The 2,317-nt window shown below is 38.0% G+C and carries 2 protein-coding genes; both read right to left on the minus strand.

Going from position 1 to position 2,317, the window contains the following annotated elements; genetic code table 11:
• Nucleotides 1–3: 3 nt before the first annotated feature.
• Nucleotides 4–1,362, minus strand: a complete 1,359-nt coding sequence (gene tssC, locus DNK84_RS07230) for a type VI secretion system contractile sheath large subunit (RefSeq protein WP_235826855.1) — start codon at nt 1,360–1,362, stop codon at nt 4–6.
• A 102-nt stretch (nt 1,363–1,464) separates the two neighbouring features.
• Nucleotides 1,465–2,013: a type VI secretion system contractile sheath small subunit gene (gene tssB / locus DNK84_RS07235; protein WP_119343879.1), complete on the minus strand. Its 549-nt coding sequence runs from the start codon at nt 2,011–2,013 to the stop codon at nt 1,465–1,467.
• Between the last annotated feature and the right edge of the window lie 304 nt (nt 2,014–2,317).

Below are 2,317 nucleotides of genomic sequence, written 5' to 3' on the forward strand. Positions count from 1 at the left end.
CCTTTATGGAGCGGTTACGGTTGTTACATATTGGTTAATCCAGTCAGAAAGTTGCTGTTGTATGCTTTCTGTGCTTGTGATGCTGCCGACTTTATCGCGTATAACACATTTTACATAATGCGCAATGCGTGACACACACAGGGTGTAAGACATATTGGCCACAAGTTGAGAGTTCATCGAATCAAAATCATCGACAAATTCTTCGACTTTTTTGATCGAGTTAACGCTGAAAAAGCAGCAGTTTGGCGTACCTTTTTCTTCAACAGCTGGAATAATGCCCACATTTGCCAATGACAATTCCATATAATCAGGCAGTGAGATATTTAAAGCTGAACGTTGCTCATCAAAGCCGCGAATATTATAAACAGGTGCAATTAAGTCTTTTACATAACCGCCATTCTCAGGGCCACGGATATACTGGAACCAGCCTGTTTTTCCGTAGGATCTAATGGCATTTTGTGTAAATAGAATAGCAGAGCTGCCCCATTGATATGTATCATTGGATTCATAATCAGACACATCCTCAACGAAATTATTCATGCGCGTGTCTTGCACAGGCGCATTAACAGGATGATAAGGCTGACGCAATATAAAATCCCCTAACGTCAAGCCGATATAGGCTGCTTGATCTGTTTTCCGAAAGGCATTCCAATCACGATAGCGCGGATGTTCCATCAGTGTTTCAAAGCTTTTAATCTGTTTTAAATCTGCAATATTTTTAACGCCAAAAAAGCTTGGGTTAATCGAGGCAATAAATGGTGCATGGGCACTTTCTGCGACCATTCCCATGCCTGTAAGCCACGTGATATCATCCATTGAATTTTGAAAATCATACAGACCAAGCATCATGCCATAAGGTTCACCACCATATTGATCATATTCAGAGACATAAACTTTTTTAAACAGCTCACTGCTTGAGATGTCATACAGGTTTCTTTCAAAGTCGTATTGCAGCTCTTCTTTCGTAACATCTAAAACAGCAATATCAATATTATCATAATCGTGCTTGGTAAGCTCATTCAGCTGAAGCCATTGCTTTTCTAAATAACGCATATCTGAATGAGAGAGAATGCTGTTGACTTGCTCCTCAATAATTTCATTAATACGCTCAATCGCTTTTTGCACATAGACTTTATTATAGTTGTGAATCTCATTATTATTTGCCAAAACAAGTGATAAAGCAGCAATATTGCGTGCATAGTAATCATCAGCAATGCCATCAACCGCTGTGAGATTATCATTAATATCAATATTCACTTTATCCAGTGTTGCCGCTTGGTCTTCCTGTGCGCCGCCGAACATGGAAAATATTTCTGTAAGCGCATTTTTATCAGCAAGCTCAGTCGTAGTATTATCAGACATATCAGCCCTCCTAAAAGCTTTTCCTTTGGCAGCATAAATGTTGCCATATCATGTTGCATTATTGCGTTTTCTCTTGCAGCTTTGTGTGTTACACAATGCTTTTTAATCATGTTCGATTATTTCACCTTCCAGTGGTTTTGCTTCAGTTTTTTCCAGCTGGTAGCTTTGCAGTTTTGGTAACTGTGTTTTTAATTGTGCTAATGCTTCTTTACTGGAAAAAATCTGATCGATTGTTTTTTTCAGCATGCGGTTGTTATCAAGGTCTTTTTCAAAGGATGACAGCATGTCTTTTAACTGTAGTAAGGCATTAAGCTCAGGGACTTTTTTGGCAATACGATCTGGTCGAAAATCTGCCATTTTTTCCAGTTTATAGTCAATGTCAAGTGTAGGTGATTTATGCGGGTTGATGCTATTAGGTACGCTAAGCTTAAGCGTGATATCCATATCTTTCAGTGTTGCATCAATGCCATTTTTTAGCGATCGAACCAAGCGGTCTTCAAAGCTTTTTTTCGCATCTTTTGATTTTCCCTGTGAGAGGTCTCCCATTGCCAAGATCCTATAAGGAAGCTCTTTTTTCTTTGGTTCGCCTTCAACACGTGTATCGTATTGAATCATTAAGCGAGACTGAGGAATTTTTTTATTTACGGCCATAGCGAAATCCTTTTTTTTCAGATTGTACGATGTTTAATTTCTAAAAATTCAATTTTTGAGTAATCTTACGGTTGCTTTTCTTTTGTAGCCTTCAGGTAATACTATAACCAGCTTTATCCGTTGTAGTCAACCTCAATATAACAAATTCTTTTCAGAAAATGTATAAAATTTTTATAAGCCTTTTGCGCTAGAATATCACTATCCCGATCATTCTTTGAAATACTGAAAACTTTCCATGCTGGAACAGTATTCTTAAGCTATGAAAAACTCTGCACTGTACCAATAGACAGGGTAAACGCATCTA

The sequence above is a fragment of the Facilibium subflavum genome, assembly GCF_003574485.1.
Lineage (GTDB): Bacteria > Pseudomonadota > Gammaproteobacteria > Francisellales > Francisellaceae > Facilibium > Facilibium subflavum.

What these genes read in the sequence shown, in the direction of transcription:
- tssC (WP_235826855.1), bottom strand. Translation starts at nt 1,362, where the DNA reads ATGTCTGATAATACTACGACTGAGCTTGCTGATAAAAATGCGCTTACA.
- tssB (WP_119343879.1), bottom strand. Translation starts at nt 2,013, where the DNA reads ATGGCCGTAAATAAAAAAATTCCTCAGTCTCGCTTAATGATTCAATAC.